13 protein-coding genes are annotated in these 16,832 nt (G+C 65.0%); 3 read left to right on the top strand and 10 right to left on the bottom strand.

Annotated elements, in window-relative coordinates; translation table 11 throughout:
• The first annotated feature begins 13 nt into the window (after nucleotides 1-13).
• Genes L8F96_RS08375 through L8F96_RS08365 form a run of 3 tightly spaced genes read left to right on the top strand, consistent with a single transcriptional unit; the run spans nucleotide 14 to nucleotide 3,559 of the window.
• Complete coding sequence (locus L8F96_RS08375) at nucleotides 14-943, top strand: histone deacetylase family protein (RefSeq protein ID WP_334655911.1); 930 nt, start codon at nucleotides 14-16, stop codon at nucleotides 941-943.
• A gap of 7 nt (nucleotides 944-950) precedes the next feature.
• Entirely contained in the window at nucleotides 951-2,300 is a 1,350-nt protein-coding gene (locus L8F96_RS08370) for a cryptochrome/photolyase family protein (RefSeq protein ID WP_334655762.1), read from the top strand.
• A gap of 44 nt (nucleotides 2,301-2,344) precedes the next feature.
• Nucleotides 2,345-3,559: a cyclopropane-fatty-acyl-phospholipid synthase family protein gene (locus L8F96_RS08365; RefSeq protein WP_334655761.1), complete on the top strand. Its 1,215-nt coding sequence runs from the start codon at nucleotides 2,345-2,347 to the stop codon at nucleotides 3,557-3,559.
• 66 nt (nucleotides 3,560-3,625) lie between these two features.
• On the opposite strand, the gene L8F96_RS08360 is transcribed toward L8F96_RS08365, so the two are convergent.
• From L8F96_RS08360 to hisF, 10 genes are all read right to left on the bottom strand, one after another.
• Nucleotides 3,626-5,479: an ABC-F family ATP-binding cassette domain-containing protein gene (locus tag L8F96_RS08360; protein ID WP_046411798.1), complete on the bottom strand. Its 1,854-nt coding sequence runs from the start codon at nucleotides 5,477-5,479 to the stop codon at nucleotides 3,626-3,628.
• A 94-nt stretch (nucleotides 5,480-5,573) separates the two neighbouring features.
• Entirely contained in the window at nucleotides 5,574-6,374 is an 801-nt protein-coding gene (locus L8F96_RS08355) for a LytR/AlgR family response regulator transcription factor (protein ID WP_046410851.1), read from the bottom strand.
• An 89-nt stretch (nucleotides 6,375-6,463) separates the two neighbouring features.
• A complete protein-coding gene (locus L8F96_RS08350) occupies nucleotides 6,464-7,582 on the bottom strand; it encodes a sensor histidine kinase (protein ID WP_046410849.1) in 1,119 nt (372 codons plus the stop codon).
• A gap of 98 nt (nucleotides 7,583-7,680) precedes the next feature.
• On the bottom strand, nucleotides 7,681-10,965 hold the full coding sequence (locus L8F96_RS08345) for a TonB-dependent receptor (protein ID WP_046410848.1): 3,285 nt from the start codon (nucleotides 10,963-10,965) through the stop codon (nucleotides 7,681-7,683).
• Nucleotides 10,966-11,129: 164 nt separating this feature from the next.
• Nucleotides 11,130-13,256: an NAD-dependent DNA ligase LigA gene (gene ligA / locus L8F96_RS08340; protein WP_334655760.1), complete on the bottom strand. Its 2,127-nt coding sequence runs from the start codon at nucleotides 13,254-13,256 to the stop codon at nucleotides 11,130-11,132.
• Between the two features lie 110 nt (nucleotides 13,257-13,366).
• Nucleotides 13,367-14,944, bottom strand: coding sequence for an amino acid permease (locus L8F96_RS08335; RefSeq protein ID WP_046410844.1), 1,578 nt, complete (start codon nucleotides 14,942-14,944; stop codon nucleotides 13,367-13,369).
• Between the two features lie 124 nt (nucleotides 14,945-15,068).
• On the bottom strand, nucleotides 15,069-15,461 hold the full coding sequence (locus tag L8F96_RS08330; RefSeq protein WP_046410843.1) for a histidine triad nucleotide-binding protein: 393 nt from the start codon (nucleotides 15,459-15,461) through the stop codon (nucleotides 15,069-15,071).
• Between the two features lie 10 nt (nucleotides 15,462-15,471).
• Complete coding sequence (locus L8F96_RS08325; RefSeq protein WP_046411797.1) at nucleotides 15,472-15,807, bottom strand: phosphoribosyl-ATP diphosphatase; 336 nt, start codon at nucleotides 15,805-15,807, stop codon at nucleotides 15,472-15,474.
• A gap of 32 nt (nucleotides 15,808-15,839) precedes the next feature.
• Entirely contained in the window at nucleotides 15,840-16,010 is a 171-nt protein-coding gene (locus tag L8F96_RS08320; RefSeq protein ID WP_164518879.1) for a hypothetical protein, read from the bottom strand.
• Between the two features lie 60 nt (nucleotides 16,011-16,070).
• Nucleotides 16,071-16,832: an imidazole glycerol phosphate synthase subunit HisF gene (gene hisF / locus L8F96_RS08315; RefSeq protein WP_136451558.1), complete on the bottom strand. Its 762-nt coding sequence runs from the start codon at nucleotides 16,830-16,832 to the stop codon at nucleotides 16,071-16,073.

The following is a 16,832-nucleotide window of genomic DNA, read 5'->3' as shown; positions in this document are numbered from 1 at the left end:
TATCTTGGCGCAGATGATCGCCGTCGTCCATCACTCCGATTATGTCACCGAGGCGCCCGTCAGGAGTACGTACCGGTGGGGCAAGAACGGCGCGATCCGCGATCTTCTGCTTGCGGCTGGGAACTCGATCGTCTGGCATAGTCCGAACGCGGCGCCGCGCCGCTGGCTGGAGGCGGTGCACGACGCGGCGTATGTGGCTGAGGTAATCGCCGCCGCGGTTCCTCGCGAGAAGGAGCGGCGGATTGGCTTCCCCGTGACAGCGAACGTCGCGCGCCGCTCGCAGCTTGTGTCGGGCGGGACCTACCTCGCCGCGCAGATTGCTTTGAAGCATGGTTTTGCCGCCAATACCGCGGGGGGCAGTCATCATGCTCTTGCGGAGACCGGGGCAGGCTTTTGCGTCTTGAATGACCTTGCGATCGCAGCTGTGCAGCTGGCCGCGGAAGGCCACCGGGTTCTGATGGTGGATCTGGACGTTCATCAGGGAGACGGGACGGCGGCGCTGACGGCAGGTTTTCCCGGTGTCGCGACTTACTCGGTTCATGCCGAGAAGAACTTTCCGGCGCGCAAGGCCTGCTCGACCATGGATGTCCCGCTGCCTGATGGGACAAGCGATGACGCGTACCTCGATGCGATCCGAAGCACATTGCCCTCGCTGATCGCGCGGTTTGAACCTGACCTCATCCTCTATCAAGGTGGTGTCGATCCTTACGCGGGTGATCGGCTCGGCCGGCTCGCGTTGACGGACGGAGGGCTGGCGGCACGCGATATGCTGGTGGCGGAAATGGCACTGGAACACGGCTTGCCGCTCGCGAGCACAGTGGGGGGCGGATATGGCGACGACGTTATGGCGATCGCGCGGCGGCATGTGGATGTGATCCTACGCTTGGGCCAAGCCTTTGAGCGGGGCTGGCGCGGGGGAACCGCCTGCACGCGATCTGCGTAGTCGCGCGATGCCTGCCCTCGTCTGGTTTCGCCAGGACCTTCGCCTTCACGATCAACCCGCGCTTGTCGCCGCAGTGGCGGAAGGGGACGTCATTCCGGTCTATGTCCTTGATGACAAAACGCCGGGCGACTGGCGGCTCGGTGGCGCGCAGCGGTGGTGGCTGCACTACAGCCTGCAAGCGCTGGATCGCTCGCTGCGCGATCTTGGCAGCCGGTTGATCCTGCGGCGCGGACCTGCCGCTGCGATTCTGACGGACATTGCGGACGATTGCGGCGCCGAGACGATCCACGCCATCCGGCATTATGAGCCATGGTGGCGCCAAGCCGAGGAGGCTCTGGGCGACCGATTGTGCCTTCATGAGGGGAATCATCTTCGGCCGCCGGAGAGTGTACGCACGGGCAGCGGCGGCCAGTTCCGGATGTTTTCGGCCTTCTACCGGGCGCTGTTGGCCATGTTGCCGCCGGAAGCGCCAACTGCCGCGCCGAAGCACATGAGCGCGCCGGGCCGTTGGCCGAAAAGCGATACCCTAGATGATTGGAACCTGCTGCCCATCAAGCCCAATTGGGCGACCGGGTTCGAGGATTGGACCCCGGGCGAGGCGGGGGCCGCCGCGGCGCTCGACGACTTCGCTGACGCGGCGGCGGATTATGACGACGCCCGTAACCTGCCGTCCGTTGAAGGAACGTCGCGACTGTCGCCGCATCTTCATCATGGCGAGATCTCGCCGCGGCAGGTCTGGCAGGCCCTGAAGGGACGGGGGAAGGGGGTTGAATCCTTCCGGCGTGAGCTGGCGTGGCGTGATTTCACCGCGGGGCTGATCCTCGCGCTGCCGGATTATGCAGAGAAGAACGGGCGATCGCGTTTCGACCGTTTGAAATGGCGGCATGCGCCCAGCGAGCTCAAGGCGTGGCAGGAGGGGCGCACCGGATATCCGATCGTCGATGCCGGGATGCGGCAATTGTGGGCCACGGGTTGGATGCACAATCGTGTGCGGATGATCACGGCGAGCTTCCTGGTGAAGCATCTGCTGATCGACTGGCGCGAGGGGGAGCGGTGGTTCTGGGACACGCTGGTCGATGCGGATTACGGCAACAACAGCGTGAACTGGCAATGGGTCGCTGGCACCGGGATCGATGCCAATATGTTCGGCCGGATCATGGCGCCGCTGTCGCAATCGGCCAAGTTCGACGCAGCCGACTATATCCGCGAATGGGTGCCCGAGTTGCGCGATGTGCCCGATGCCGCGATCCACGATCCGGAGGAGAGCGGCTGCTTGCCGGCGAACTATCCGCGCAAGATCATCGGGCATCGCGAAGCGCGCGAACGTGCGCTCGCGGCGGGACGGCAGGTGCGGTAATTCCTGCTTTCGTCGCTGCACGCGCCGGTGCATGAGCAGCGACGATGCTGAGACAGGTGACAGAGCCGGCGGCGGACAATCGGTGGGCGCGCAGCATTGCGCCGGTATTCCACCGTGTCCTCGACCGGATTGACGAGGGGCTGGAAGAGGGGGCAATCGAAGGCGTGTTGCCCGATGGCGTGCGCCGGCTGCTCGGGGGGCGGCGCGACGGCCCGGTGGCGCATGTCACGATCGTTCGCTGGCGCGCGCTTCGGCGCCTGATCATCGGCGGGTCAATCGGCTGGTATGAAGCCTGGGTCGATGGCGACTGGACCAGCCCGGATCCCGTCCCGATCTTTGACCTGTTCATGCGCAACCGTGCGACGCTGGGGGAGCTTGGTCGCGCAAAGCCCGGCGCGCGGCTGGGGGCGCGCCTCATCCATGCCATGCGCCACAACGGACGGCGCAATGCGCGGCGCAACGTGGCCGCGCATTACGACCTCGGCAATGATTTCTACGAGGCATGGCTTGATCCGACCCTGACCTATTCGAGCGCGATCTTCGCACAAGGCGACACGCTGGAGGCGGCACAGCAGCGCAAAATTGATGCGGTCCTGGATCGCGTAAACGTGCCGCCGGACGGCACGTTGCTGGAAATCGGGTGCGGCTGGGGCGCGCTGGCAGAAGCGGCGGGGAAGCGCGGGATCGGCGTTCGCGCGATCACGCTGGCGTCGGAGCAGCAACGCCATGTGGTTGCCCGCACCTCAGGCCTGCCGGTGGCGGTGTCGCTGACCGATTATCGCGACGTGCGTGGGATGTACGATGCCGTCGCGTCGATCGAGATGGTGGAGGCGGTGGGCGAGCGGTATTGGGCGGAGTACGTCAAGGCGATCGCCCGCGCCCTGAAGCCGGGCGGACGCGCCGCGATCCAGTTCATCAAGATTGCCGATGATATCTGGTCCGGCTATCGCGCCAATGTCGATTTCATCCAGGCCTATGTGTTCCCGGGCGGGATGTTGATCCACGAACCACAGTTTCGCGCCCTCGCAGAGGCAGAGGGGCTGACGTGGCAGGATCGCCATGCCTTTGGTCTGGATTATGCCGAGACGCTGCTGCAATGGCGCCTGAACTTCGACAAGGCCGTCGCTGACGGACGGCTGCCGCCGCGGTTCGACGGGCGCTTCGTCAATCTGTGGCGCTATTACCTGATGTATTGCGAGGGTGGCTTTCGAGGCGGTGGCATCGACGTGGTCCAGATCACCTTGGTCAAACGCCGCTAGCCACCAGGCTGCGCACGCGTCCCCGGTCCTCGCGCGTCACCGCGCGGGACTTCCATGCGTGGTGCGTCAGGCGGCTTCGAGCGCCTCGGTCGCTTCCAGCCAACGCGCCTCGGCCGCCTCAAGCCGCTCCACCACCTGCGCGCGGCGCTTCAGCAACTGGCCGGTGTTGAAGCCGTACAATTCCTTCGGTGCCGATGCCGGATTGGCCATGGCATGGTCGATCGCGTCACGTTCGGACGCCAGCCTGGCGATCTCGGCTTCGGCCTCCTTTGCGGACTTGCGCCACGCCTTGTCGTTTTCGCGCTTCTCCGCAAACGCCTTGCGATCATCCTTGCCCTTTGCCTTCCCTTCGGACTTTGGCTCCTTGGCGAGGATGAAGGCGGTGTAATCGTCGAGGCTGCCGTCGAATTCGCGCGCAGTGCCGCCGTCGACCAGCACCAGCCGATCGGCGGTAAGCTCCACCATGTGACGATCGTGACTGACGATCAGCACGGCGCCCTTATAGTCATTGAGCGCCTGTACCAGCGCCTCGCGTGCGTCGACATCGAGGTGGTTGGTCGGTTCGTCGAGGATCAGCAGGTGCGGCGCCTCACGCGTGATTAGTGCGAGCGCCAGCCGCGCCTTCTCGCCGCCTGACATCTTGCCGACGGTTGCCGTCGCGCGATCGCCCGAGAAGCCGAAGCGACCAAGCTGCGCGCGCACCGCGGCCGGCGTCGCGCCCTTCATCACCCGCGTCATATGGGCGAGGGGGGTGTCGTCGGAGTCGAGCTCCTCCACCTGATATTGGGTGAAATAGCCGACCCGCATCCGGTTGCTCGCCGTCATGCTGCCCTCCATCGGGGCGAGCTGCGCCGCGATCAGACGGGCGAACGTGGTCTTGCCGTTGCCGTTGCGGCCGAGCAGCGCGATGCGATCGTCCGGATCCATGCGCAGGTTCAGCCGGCGAAGGATCGGCGTGTCGCCATAGCCGACGCTGGCATAATCGAGGGTAACCAGCGGCGGGCGCAGCGGTTCGGGATCGGGGAAGCCGAACGAGAGCGTCGGATCGTTGGCGAGTTCGGCGATCGGCTGCATCTTGGCCAGCATCTTGGCGCGGCTCTGCGCCTGCTTCGCGGTCGAGGCGCGTGCGGAATTGCGGGCGATATAATCCTGCAGCTTGGCGCGCTGTACATCCTGGTTCGCCTTTGCCGCCGCGATCTGCGCCATACGCTCGGCCCGCTGGCGCTCGAACGAATCATAGCCGCCGGCGTACAGGGTCGTCTTTCCACCCTGCAGGTGCAGGATGTGATCGACGACATTGTTGAGGAAATCACGCTCGTGGCTGACGACGACGATCGTCGCCTTGTAGGAGCGTAGGAAATCCTCCAGCCACATCACTGCTTCGAGATCAAGGTGGTTCGACGGTTCGTCGAGCAGCAGCAGGTCGGGCTGCGAGAACAGCAGGGCGGCGAGCGCGACGCGCATCTTCCACCCACCGGAGAAGCTGTCGAGCGGCTGGTTCTGCGCTTCCTCGTCGAAGCCGAGGCCGAGGAGGATCTGCGAGGCGCGGGCGGGTGCGGTGTACGCGTCGATCGCGATCAGCCGCTCATAGATGTCGCCGAGCTTTTCGGGATCGGTTTCGGTTTCGCTCTGCTCCATGAGCGTCGCGCGCTCCGTATCAGCGGCGAGCACCGTCTCGAACGGCGTGGCGTCCCCGGCGGGTGCTTCCTGCGCGATATAGCCGATGCGGGCGCCCCGCGGCTTGTCGATCGAGCCGCCGTCGGGCTCGATCTGGCCGGCGATCACCTTCACCATCGTCGACTTGCCGGCACCGTTGCGCCCGATCAGGCCAACGCGGCTGCCGGGCGGCAGCGAGGCGGAGGCGCCGTCGAGGATTGCGCGCCCACCGAGGCGCACCGTGATACCATTGATCGTAAGCATTGGCGCGCCGTAGCAGATTTGCTGCGCTTGCGTAATGCACGTCGGTACCGGCCGGCGCGCATGCGCCAGCCGGCAGGTCATCGGTGCGAACGTCTCAGTGGACGAAGCGGGCGACGACGTCGCGGTAGCTGCGGCTCACCTTCACCTGCGCGCCCGAATCGAGCACGAGGAAGCATTCGCCATTGGTGTGCGGCTTCACCTGGCGCACCTGATCGAGGTTGACGATCGTCGAGCGGTGGACCCGCTGGAAGCGGCGCGGATCCAGGCGCTTTTCCAGGTCCTTCATGGTTTCGCGCAGGATAAGCGTGTTGTCCGCCGTCTTGATGCACATATAGTCGCCCGCGGCCTCGACGATTTCGATCGTGTCGACATCGACGCGGAAGATCTGGCCGCGGTCCTTGACGTTGATGAGCTTTTCGAAGCGGCTTGCATTGGGACCTTCGCCGCCGTCCACGATCTCGGCCGCGGCCTCGGGCGCGTGCTCGGCGAGCGCCTCCTTCAGCTTTTCCGCCTCGTTGATGCTCGATTTTTCCGCCAGGCGCTGCCGCACGCGATCGAGCGTGTCGGCGAGCCGCGATTCCTCCACCGGCTTCATCAGATAGTCGACGGCCTGCGCCTCGAACGCGCGCAGGGCGTGATCCGAATAAGCGGTGACGAACACGAAGAGCGGAGGTTCAACCTCCATCAGGCCCTGGACGACGGAGAAGCCGTCAAAGCCGGGCATCTGGATATCGAGAAAGACGAGGTCGGGCTTGTGGGTCTTGATCGCGCTGATCGCTTCGCGCCCGTTCTGGCACTTGGCGACGATCTCGACGTCGGCGTGCGCCTGCAGCCGGAGCTCTAGGCCCTGGATCGCGAGCGGCTCGTCGTCGACGAGAATGGTGCGGATGGTCATGGTACAGTCATTCTCCAAGCGGATGCCACCAGCCCTGACGATCGGCGCCGGCGGTCATCGTACGTCACTGCCCCCTTAACTCTTCCCCGTTATTCAAGCTGGAACGGTATCTCGATCTCCACGCCGAACCCCCCCGTCGGCATTGCGCGGACCTCGAACCGGTGATCCGTTCCGAAAGATTGTGCCAGTCGCTCCCTGATATTGGCGATCCCGACGCCGGTTGAAAGGCTTGGCTTGTTCCGCGTCGGCTGCAAGCCCGGTCCGGTGTCAGATACGCTGATCCGAACGCGATCGCCGATCAACCGCGCGCTGACGTGAATTTCGGCGCCTTCCTCCTTCGGCGTGACGGCATATTTGATCGCGTTTTCGACCAGCGGCTGCAGCAGGAGTGAGGGCAGGCGGGCGCGTTCGGCCGCGGGATCGATCTCGAACTTCGGGCGGAGCCGATCCTCGAAGCGCATCTTCTCGATCTCGAGGTAAAGCTTCAGCGTCTCGATCTCCTGCGCGAGCGTCACATGCGCGGTCGGCTCGTTGGCGAGCGTGTAGCGCAGGAAGCTGGAGAGGCGGCTGAGCATCGCATTCGCCCGCTCGGTCTGTTTCAGCAGCACGAGCGTCGAGATCGAATTGAGCGTGTTGAACAGGAAGTGTGGGTTCAGCTGATAGCGCAGCATCGCCAGCTGCGCCGAGGACGCCTGCGTCTCCAGATGCTGGAGCTGATCGATCTGCTCCTCGACGATCAGGTAGAAATTGATCCCGAAATAGAGCGCCGACCAACCGGCGAGCACGGTGAAATTGAGGAAGAGCGAGCCGATCAGCAGCTTCACGTCGACGCCGGGGGCCGAGAGCTTGATGAGGCTGAAGGAGAAAGTGTCGAGCAGCGCGTAGATGAAGGTCGCAGCGCCGAGCGTGAAGACCGTCAGCAGGATCGCGGTGATACGCGGCAGGCCGCGATAGACGCCGTACAGCACCGACAGCAGCAGCGTGATGCAATAGCCGACGATCGTTTCCACAAGGATGCTGACCACACCCTGCATCGTGAAGCCGCCGGATATGGCCGAAACGGTCCGCAGGACGAGATAGCCGGTCCAGCCGGCCGCCTGCAGGATCCAGAAGGCGCGGGCCTTGTCCTCGAAGAAGGGCCGGACCGCCAGATTGCTGGGTCGGATCGGCGCTTGCGGAGTGGACGGTGCAGGAAGCGAGGTCGCCATTGCGCGCCCCTTACACCGCCATTCGCCGTCGCGCAAAAAGGAAGGGCCACCGCACCCGAAGATGCGGCGGCCCCGAAGACCCATTCAGGTCGGCGCGATCAGAAGGTGAAGCGCGCGCCGAGACGGATCAGGTAGAGCGAGTTGTTGATGCTCGGGTTGGCCGTGTTCGGCTCACGGAAGTTCGAATAACGGTACTGCGCGCAGGCGTTCGCCCCGTTGGACGGCGATCCGATCGCGCCGGTCAGCGCCCCACCGGTGGCGTTCAGGCACTGCACCTGAACCGTAGCTGCGGTGTACGGGAAGCCGAGCTGACGCAGGCCGCCCCAGTTGCTGTTCAGCAGGTTCGGCAGGTTCTCGATGTCGCCGAACAGCGTGATCCGCGAACCGCCGACGAAGGTCGGGATTTCCTGCTCGACGTGGAGGTCGATGCGGGTGAAGGCGCGGTTGCGGGCGATGTTTTTGCCAGCGATGCGGCCGCGATAGTCCTTCAGGTTGGTGCGGTTGATCAGCCCTTCCAGACCGGCACGCGTCGCTTCGCTGTCGTAGCTGACGAGCGGATCGGTGGTGCTGGTCGGCACGTACATCAGGTAGCGATCGTTGTTGCCGATCGTCCCGAACACCGGCGAGCGGCCGTTGTTGTTGTCCTGCATCGTGAAGCTGAACGGACGTCCCGCGCGGGTTTCGCCGAACAGCTGGATCGCGGTGCGATAGTCACCGAACAGCGCACGATCGAAGCCGACACCGTACTTGAACGCCCACTTAATCTGATCGTTTGAGATGCCATAGGCCGGCACGTTCGGGTCGATCATCGCGGCGTTGCCGTACAGCGAGCTGGCGGTCGACGAGGTGGCCGGGCTGACGTCCTTCACGTCCTGCCAGGTGTAGCTGCCGTGGACCGACAGGCCGAAGTCGAACCGCTTGTCACCACGAACCACGAAGATGAAGCTGCGACCGCGATCCTCGTTGTAGAACAGGAAGTCGCTGTTGCCATCGGTCAGCGTGGTGCGCGGCGCGTAGCGCGGGCGGCCATCCGGCAGCGTGCCGACGCGGCGGACGCGCAGGTCGGTGAACGACGGGGCGCTCAGCACGTCGGTGTACAGGAAGTCGGCGCCCAGGTTCACGCCGCGAACCTTGGCGTCAGCCGAGAAGGTCGCCTTCAGCACCGCCGGCAGACGCAGGTCCTGCGCCAGCGACGAGGTCGGGGCGAGCGACAGCGACTGCGTGTTGTTGCGCAGGTAATCGACGGCCGCCTGCGGGATGCCCGGTGCAACGACGTTGTCGAGAATGCCGCACAAAGCTGCGCCGGTGCTGCAGCCTGCCGGATCGGTGTTCGAACGGATCACGCCGAAGCCCGAGGTCGACGAGTTCAGCGCGTTGGTCAGGACGCCGGTGGTCGAGAAGCTGTTCGACAGGTACACGTCCGGCGAACCGCCACCGAACACACCCACGCCGCCGCGCAGGCTGAGCCAGTCGTTGGTCTGCCAGTTCGCGCTGATGCGCGGTTGGAAATTGTCCATTCCCTTGAACGTCTTGGTGTTCGGGAAGCCGTAGCGCGCCAGGTAGAAGCTGTTCAGCGGCACCTGGGTGCGCATGCCGTACAGGTCGTAGCGAGCGCCGTAGGTCAGCGTCAGGCGGTCCGTGATCGCCCAATCGTCCTGGAAGCCGAAGGTGTACTGGCCGTACTTGAAGTCGGCTGCGGCGCTGTTGATGTCACCATCGAGCGCGACCTGCAGGTTGTAGGCGCTGGCGCGACCGTTGCGGAAGTCCGTGATCGAGTCGAAGTACAGGCTGCCGGTGGCGTTCTGAACGAATAGGTTACGGCTGCGGTTCTCGTTATATTCAACGAGGAACTTCAGCTCATGCGAACCGGCCGAGTAGCGGGTCAGGAACGAACCGCCCCAGGTGTCGAAGAACAGTTCGTTCGCCTGACGGCTGTTGTCCGGGCCGAAGGCCACGATCGGCGTGCCCACGCCGCAGCTCGAAGCGGTGTTGGTGCCGTTCACGATGCTCGTCGGGTCGGTGCAGACCCGGATCTGCGGGTAGCCGGTGCCGAGCAGCGGATCCTGGCCGCGGCGCGTGCTGCGGTAGAGGAAGCGGGCTTCGGTCGACAGCTGATCGGTCCAGTCCGAGTTCAGCTTCACGATGCCGGCGCGCAGCAGGTTCGAGGACTGATAATAGTTGGACGCCAGGCCGATGACCGGGGTGTTGTTGTTGGCGCTGGTGCCGTTGGCGACCGTGCTTTCCTCGTATGCGTTGATGTACGACAGCGAGAGGCGGTGATTGTCGGTGATGTTCCAATCAATCTTACCGACGATCTTCTCGTCCTTCTGATTGTTGATCGTCACGAAATCGCCGGTCGCATAGCCGCCGTAGCGCTGCGTGTTGGCGATGTTGATCACCTCGTCCAGCACGCCCTGGTTGTAGCCAGGAATCTGGTTCAGCGTGGCGATCGACAGCGGGCGCGGATCGGTGTTGCGCTCCGCCGAGACCATGAAGAACAGCTTGTCCTTGATCAGCGGGCCGGCGATCGTCGCGCCATAGGTCTCCGACTTGTACTTCGGCAGCGTGATGCGGTTCGAACCGATGCGGTCGCCCTGCAGGCCATCGGTCGACTGCGAATAGAAGCCGGTGCCCGTGAAGGTGTTGGTGCCCGACTTCAGCGTGGTGTCGATGACGCCGCCGAGGAAGTTGCCCTGACGGATGTCATAGGGTGCGATCGAGACCGAGAACTGACCGATGGCGTCGAAGGGGACCGGGCCACGGTTGGTCGGGTTCGCATCCGAGTTCAGGCCGAAGGTGTCGCCGACCTGCACACCGTCGATGGTGAAGCGGTTGAAGCGCGGGTTGACGCCGGCAAAGCTGACGGCGCCCTGACCGTTGGTGAGATCAAGCGCGGCGAACGGGTCGCGGCGGGCGAGATCGCGGACGTTGCGGTTGACCGAGGCGACCTTCGAGATGTCGCGCGCATTAAGAACGGTCTGCGGGCCGTCCGAGGTGACGCCGGCGCCGGCGATCGACGAGGCGGTCACGACGATGTCGCCGTCGCCTTCGTCAGCGGCCGCAACGTCGATCGGCAGCGAATAGGTCTGGCCCACGACGGTGTAGATGTCGGTGACCTGCTTGGCGCCCTGGGGCGACTGGACATCAACGGTGAACGTGCCACCCGGACGCAGACCGCTCAGCGAGAAGCCGCCGTTCGCATCGGTGGTGGTCGAAGACGTCGTGCCCGACGCGGTCTCCCGCGCGGTAACCGTTGCGCCCGCGACGGGCGCACCTGCTGCCGTCACCGTACCACGGATGGCGGAAGTGGTTTCCTGAGCCATCGCGCCGGCCGGTGCGATGAGCGCAACCGCAGCTACGCCCAGAAACAGGTTATGTCGCATTTAATCAAATTCCCCTTGGAGCAGGTGCTCTGACAAACGGTGCCTGAACCGCTGCCGCGCCCGTGCCCGCGCAATATTTCCGTTCGGTTACGCGGGCGAGAAGAATCCAAAGGGAACCATTTTTGATTTTGCTGCGTTGCAAAAAAGCGACAGGTGTATTCGTGCTATCCGGCAGCAGCGACGATGGCTTGCCAGCCTGCCTCATCGACGACCCTAATGCCCAGGTCAGCGGCCTTTTTCCCTTTGGATCCAGCGCCTGGGCCGGCCACCACCAGGTCGGTCCGGGACGATACGGAGCCTGATACCTTCGCCCCCAAGGCCTCTGCCTGCGCCTTCGCTTCGTCGCGGCTCATTGTTTCGAGCGTGCCGGTGAAGACGACGGTCTTGCCCGACACCTCCGAGGCACGAGTCTCATGCACGACATTTGCGGGCGTCAGTTGGCCGAGCAGGTCTGCAACCGCCGAGTCGTTGCGTTCCTCGGCAAAGAAATCGATCAGCGCGAGCGCCACTTCCGGTCCGACCTGCTTGGTGTCGACGATTGCGGCCAGTTCCTTGGCGGTGCGGGCGAGCAGCTTGTCGTCGCTCTCGCCAATCGCCTGGAGCATGCCGTCGCGCTTTTCGATGCCGCGTTGCACCATCTCGCGGAACGCGTCCCAGCTCCGCCATCGCCGCGCGAGATCTCGCGCGGTGACCTCGCCGATGTGGCGAATGCCGAGTGCGAAGAGGAAGCGGTCGAGCGGGGGGCGGCGCTTGGCGTCGATCGCCGCGATCAGATTGCGGGCGGAGACAGAAGCCCAGCGTTCCCGCGCGAGGAGCTGTTCCTCGGTCAGGCGGAAGATATCGGCGGGGGTTGCGATCAGCCCGTCCGCGAAGAAGCTTTCGATGTTGGTGATGCCAAGCCCCTCGATATCCAGGGCGTAGCGTGAGGCGAAATGGCGCAGGCGCTCCACCTGTTGCGCGGGGCAGACGAGCCCACCCGAGCAGCGCCAGTCGACCTCGCCCGGCTCGCGCACCGCTTCGGAGCCGCATTCGGGGCAGTGGGTGGGGAAGTGCCAGGCGGGGCGCTCCTCATCGGTGGTGAGGTTTTCGACGATCTGCGGAATGACGTCTCCGGCGCGTTGCACCACGATACGGTCGCCGGGGCGGACGCCGAGCCGCGCGACCTCATCCGCATTGTGGAGGGTGGCGTTGCGGACAACGACGCCGCCGACCGTCACCGGCTCCAGCTTTGCCACCGGCGTCAGCTTGCCGGTGCGGCCGACCTGGATGTCAATATCGTTGAGGGTCGTCTGCGCGCGTTCGGCCGGAAACTTGTGTGCGATTGCCCAGCGAGGGGCGCGGGCGACGAAGCCCAGACGCTCCTGCCAGTCAAGGCGATCGACCTTGTACACGACGCCGTCGATGTCGAAGGGCAGGTCGGCGCGCTCGCGTTCGATGCGGTTATATTGGGCGAGGGCGTCGCTGGTAGTGGCAACGGTGGTGAAGCCGTCGGCGACGGGAAAGCCCCATTGCCGAATGGCGGCGATCACGGCCGATTGGGTGGTGCCGGGGAGGGCGGTCGCCTCTCCCCAGCCATGCGCGAGAAAGCGCAAGGGGCGCCGCGCCGTCACACCGGCGTCCTTCTGCCGCAGCGAACCGGCGGCGGCGTTGCGCGGATTGGCGAACTGGCGTGCTTCCTTGCCCGTCTCAGCCGCTTCCTCGGCCAGCCGCTGGTTCAAGGCGGCGAAATCGGCCTTCGCCATATAAACCTCGCCGCGGACCTCGAAGATATCGGGCGCATCGTCTGGGAGGTTGGCGGGAATGTCCGCGATGGTGCGTACATTGGCGGTCACGTCCTCGCCCGTGGTACCGTCACCGCGGGTCAGCGCCTGGACCAGCCGGCGCTGTTCGTAGCGGAGCGAGCAGGACAGGCCGTCGATCTTCGGTTCTGCGGTGAGCGCCACCTCCTCGTCATCACCGAGGCGCAGGAAGCGGCGGACCCGGGCGACGAATTCCTCCACCTCCTCGTCGCTGAACGCATTGTCGAGGCTGGTCATCGGGCGTGCGTGCGTCACCTTCGCGAGATGGCCCGCGGGCGCTGCACCGATCTGCCGCGAGGGGGAATCGGCGCGGACGAGGTGCGGGAAGGCGGCCTCCAGCGCATTGTTGCGGCGGACGAGCGCATCATAGTCCGCGTCGGGTATCTCCGGAGAATCGTCGGTGTGGTAGAGGCGGTTGTGGCGCGCGATCTCGCCGGCGAGATACTCGAGCTCGGCAGCAGCGGCGGTTTCGGTGGTGGGAAGCGCGGTCATGCCGGCTGGTTAGGCGAGCCGGGACGCGCCGCCAAGCCATTGCGCCCGATGCGAAAAGGGCCGGAGCAATGCCCCGGCCCTCTTGCTGTAACTAAGGTGCGTCGCCGTGCCTAGCGCGTGCCCGGCACCGACGGATCGACCTCATGCACCGCTTCGCTCTCGTGCACTTCGACCAGGCCGCGGCCAAGGTGCGACGCGCGGTAGCCGTAGCCATAGTAGATCACGAGGCCCAGGATGCCCCAGAGCGGCAGCACCAGCATCGCGTCTAGCGGCAGGTTGAAGAACAGGAAGATGCAGCCTGCGATCGTCAGCGGGCCGACGATCCAGAGCGCCGGGGTGCGGAAGCTGCGCTGACGATTCGCCTCGGTACGGCGCAGGATCATGACCGCGATGGCCACCATCATGAACGCGTAGAGCGTACCCGCATTGGCGATATCCGCGAGCTTGCCGACCGGCAGGAAGGCAGCGGCAAAGGCCACGGCTGCGCCGGTGATCGCGGTGACGATATACGGGGTCTTCCACTTCGGGTGCACTGCCGACAGGCGCTCCGGCAGCAGGCCGTCACGGCTCATCACGAAGAAGATGCGGGTCTGGCCGAACATCAGGATCAGGATGACCGACGGCAGCGCGAGGAATGCCGCGATGCCCAGCATGTTGCCGACGCCCGACCAGCCGATCTGACGCAGCACATGGGCGAGCGCCTCGTTCGAGCAGACGAGCGGGAGGTCGTTGGCGGCGAAAGTGGCGCACTGGCGGGCAAGCTCTTCCGAGCCGGCCGGGAACGGCACGCCGTTCGGCCCCATGATCGGCTGACCACCGACGGTGCCGATCGCACCCGCAGCCACCAGGATGTAGAAGACGGTGCAGAACAGCAGCGATCCGACCAGACCGATCGGGACGTTGCGCTGCGGATTCTTAGTTTCCTCAGCCGCGGTCGACACGGCGTCGAAGCCCACATAGGCAAAGAAGATCGTCGCCGCGGCGCCGACTGCACCGACGCCGGTGCCGAAGCCACCAAAGATGCCGGCCGGGAGGAAGGGGTTGAAGCGATCGGAGTCGAACGCGTCGGAAGGAATGGTGAGTGCGATGAAGGCGGTCAGCGCCGTCACCTTGATCGCCACCAGCACCGCATTCACGCGGGCGCTTTCAGTGGTGCCGACCATCAGCAGCCAAGTGATCAAGAGCGAGATGACGACGGCGGGCAGATTGATGAAGCCGCCTTCGACACCGCCTAGTGCGAGCGGTGCGCCCGACAGCCACGCCGGCAGGTGTATCCCGAGAAATTCATTGAGGATCGTGCCGGTGAAATAGCCCGACCACCCGACGGACACGGCGCTGGCCGCCACGGCATATTCGAGGATCAGGGCCCAGCCAACGGTCCAGCCGACGAGTTCGCCCATCGTGGCGTAGCTGTAGGTATATGCTGATCCCGCGACGGGGATCATGGCTGCAATCTCCGCGTAGCAAAGCGCGGCGACAATGCAGATCAGGCCGGCGATCGCGAATGCGAGCATCAGGCCCGGGCCGGCCTTTTGTGCGCCGGCGGAGGTGAGAACGAAAATACCGGTACCGATCACACAACCGATGCCGAACAAGGTGAGCTGGAACCAGCCCAAGGTGCGATGAAGCGCTTTTTTCTCGGCAGTCGCCAAGATGGCGTCGAGCGGTTTTACTCGGCCAAAGATCATGCGGCCTTTTCCCCCAGGAGCGCGGCACTGGCGGCCGCATGTGCATTAAAGCGCGCGAAACTAGCGGGAGATCGTCATCGCGCAATCCCTCACGGCGTTCGGAAGCAAGATTGCGTCTTTTCTGCTACTTATGGCTGTCATTTTGAACCAGCATAGGGCCTAGCGGCCGGCCAGCAAGGATATGGACGTGCAGATGGGGCACTTCCTGATGGCTGTGCGGACCGGCATTGGCCAAGAGGCGGTAGCCCGGTGTGACCAAACCAGCCTCCCGCGCGATGTGGCCAACCGCCCGGACGAATCCGGCAATCTCCGCATCGCTGGCCCTGGCGGAGAAATCATCCCAGCTGACGTAGGCGCCCTTCGGGATCACCAGAATGTGCGTCGGAGACCAAGGCGCGATGTCGTGGAACGCGAGCGCGTATTCGTCCTCGTACACCTTGCGGGCCGGTATCTCGCCGCGAAGGATCCGCGCGAAGATGTTCTGATCGTCATAGGGCAGCGTTGCATCGACGGGCATAAGCGAAGCCTTATTCAGGGCGGAAGGAGAGGGGGCGGCCAGCCTTTTCGTCATGGCCCGACTGGCCCTCACGCCGGTCGAGCTCGCGTCGGACGTCGTCGAGCGAGAGGCCGGCGTCGGCGAGCAGCACCAGCAGATGGAAAATCAGGTCGGCCGCCTCAGGAACGATATCCGCATCCTCGCCGGAGCAGGCGGCGATGACCGTTTCGACCGCTTCCTCGCCCAACTTTTGCGCGATCTTATGTCGTCCCTGGAAGAACAGGCTCGCGGTATAGGAGCGTACCGCGGGTGCATCCTTGCGCGCGCGGATCGTTGCTTCGAGACGGTCGAGAGTGTCGTCAGCCATGCCGCGCGAGGTGCCGCGCGCGGCGATCCAGGTCAACCTTTCCGACCACGGTTGCGCAGCGCACGCCGGGTCAGCCAGACGGCGATGGCGGCGGCAACGAACAGCGCCGCATCGGACAGTTCGGGACCGGTACGCGGCGTGGACACCGCCGCAGCCCCGACGGGCGGAGCGGCGCCGGTCAGCGTGAACAGCGAAGGCGGCATGACGCAAGCGGCTCCGGAAGGGACGAGGCGTCCCTTATGCCACCGACATGCAGCGAAGCGTCAATGCCGCCGTACCGGCACGCCCGCCGCGGCGAGGGCAGCATGAGCGTCGGCGATGGTCGCCTGACCGAAGTGGAAGATCGAGGCTGCAAGCACCGCCGAGGCATGACCCTCCGTCACCCCGCGGACGAGATCGTCGAGAGTGCCGACACCCCCAGAGGCGACCACCGGCACGCTCGTCCTGTCCGCAACGGCGCGGACCAGGTCGAGGTCATAGCCGTCGCGGGTTCCATCCCGGTCCATCGACGTCAGCAGGATTTCGCCTGCGCCAAGCTCCGCCAGGCGCAAGGCATGAGCGACGGCATCAATACCCGTTCCGCGTCGGCCGCCGTGGGTGAATACCTCCCACCCGCCATCGACTCGACGCGCATCGACGCTGGCGACGCAGCACTGGCTGCCAAATCGCTCGGCAATGTCAGCGACCACTTCGGGCCTCGCCACCGCGGCGGAATTGACCGCCACCTTGTCTGCCCCGGCCAGCAGCAGCGCGCGCGCATCATCGGCGCTGCGCACGCCGCCGCCCACCGTCAGCGGCATGAAGCAGACCGCTGCCGTGCGGCGCACCACGTCAAGGATCGTGTCGCGTCCCTCATGGCTGGCGGTGATGTCGAGGAAGCACAATTCGTCGGCCCCCGCCGCATCATAGGCGCGGGCCTGTTCCACCGGATCGCCGGCATCGATCAGATCGACGAAGTTGACCCCTTTCACGACACGGCCGTTGGCGACGTCGAGGCAAGGAATGACGCGGGCACGAACCGTCAT

Origin of the sequence: Sphingomonas panaciterrae (assembly GCF_036890205.1) — a bacterium.
GTDB lineage: Bacteria > Pseudomonadota > Alphaproteobacteria > Sphingomonadales > Sphingomonadaceae > Sphingomonas > Sphingomonas panaciterrae.
This window is presented reverse-complemented; position numbering and strand designations above follow the sequence as displayed.

Coding starts and splice junctions, on each gene's coding strand:
- L8F96_RS08375 (WP_334655911.1), top strand. CDS start 14: ATGATCGCCGTCGTCCATCACTCCGATTATGTCACCGAGGCGCCCGTC.
- L8F96_RS08370 (WP_334655762.1), top strand. CDS start 951: ATGCCTGCCCTCGTCTGGTTTCGCCAGGACCTTCGCCTTCACGATCAA.
- L8F96_RS08365 (WP_334655761.1), top strand. CDS start 2,345: ATGCTGAGACAGGTGACAGAGCCGGCGGCGGACAATCGGTGGGCGCGC.
- L8F96_RS08360 (WP_046411798.1), bottom strand. CDS start 5,479: ATGCTTACGATCAATGGTATCACGGTGCGCCTCGGTGGGCGCGCAATC.
- L8F96_RS08355 (WP_046410851.1), bottom strand. CDS start 6,374: ATGACCATCCGCACCATTCTCGTCGACGACGAGCCGCTCGCGATCCAG.
- L8F96_RS08350 (WP_046410849.1), bottom strand. CDS start 7,582: ATGGCGACCTCGCTTCCTGCACCGTCCACTCCGCAAGCGCCGATCCGA.
- L8F96_RS08345 (WP_046410848.1), bottom strand. CDS start 10,965: ATGCGACATAACCTGTTTCTGGGCGTAGCTGCGGTTGCGCTCATCGCA.
- ligA (WP_334655760.1), bottom strand. CDS start 13,256: ATGACCGCGCTTCCCACCACCGAAACCGCCGCTGCTGCCGAGCTCGAG.
- L8F96_RS08335 (WP_046410844.1), bottom strand. CDS start 14,944: ATGATCTTTGGCCGAGTAAAACCGCTCGACGCCATCTTGGCGACTGCC.
- L8F96_RS08330 (WP_046410843.1), bottom strand. CDS start 15,461: ATGCCCGTCGATGCAACGCTGCCCTATGACGATCAGAACATCTTCGCG.
- L8F96_RS08325 (WP_046411797.1), bottom strand. CDS start 15,807: ATGGCTGACGACACTCTCGACCGTCTCGAAGCAACGATCCGCGCGCGC.
- L8F96_RS08320 (WP_164518879.1), bottom strand. CDS start 16,010: ATGCCGCCTTCGCTGTTCACGCTGACCGGCGCCGCTCCGCCCGTCGGG.
- hisF (WP_136451558.1), bottom strand. CDS start 16,832: ATGACGGTTCGTGCCCGCGTCATTCCTTGCCTCGACGTCGCCAACGGC.